The sequence below is a fragment of the Spongiactinospora gelatinilytica genome (assembly GCF_003236385.1).
Taxonomy (GTDB): domain Bacteria; phylum Actinomycetota; class Actinomycetes; order Streptosporangiales; family Streptosporangiaceae; genus Spongiactinospora; species Spongiactinospora gelatinilytica.
In genome coordinates, this window is the sequence record NZ_POUA01000823.1 from 1 (window position 1) to 559 (window position 559).

Below are 559 nucleotides of genomic sequence, written 5' to 3' on the forward strand. Positions count from 1 at the left end.
CCCCATGACACCCCCCATCAAGCGCACCACCCTCCGCCTGCTGGCGCTGCTCTCCTCGCTGCTGCTGGCGGCCGTCGTAATGATCACCCAGAGGTCGGTGGCCTACGCCGACAACCTGCTCTCCAACCCCGGGTTCGAGTCCGGCAGCCTGTCCCCCTGGACCTGCACGGGCAACGCCGGCTCGGTGGTCAACACCCCGGCGAGGACCGGCAGCGGCGCGCTCTCCGGCGCGGCCAACGGCTCCGAGATCGCCCGGTGCAGCCAGACGGTGAGCGTACGACCCAGCACCACCTACAACCTGAGCGCCTGGGTCCGAGGCAACTACGTCTACTTCGGCGTGAACGGCGGCCAGTCCCGCTGGGCCTCCTCGGCGAACGGCTACACGCAGATCAACATCTCCTTCGCCTCCGGCGCGAACCAGACCTCCGCCGTGGTGTACCTGCACGGCTGGTACGGCCAGGGCACCTACTACGCCGACGACATCACCTTCGACGGCCCCGGCGGCCCGACGCCCACGGTCACTCCGACCGTGACCCCCACGGTGACGCCGACCCCCACC

The 559-nt window shown here is 70.1% G+C and carries 1 protein-coding gene; it reads left to right on the forward strand.

Annotated features, from left to right (window positions below; translation table 11 throughout):
* On the forward strand, nucleotides 1-559 hold a 559-nt coding region (locus tag C1I98_RS39595; RefSeq protein ID WP_306461959.1), incomplete at both ends, for a carbohydrate binding domain-containing protein.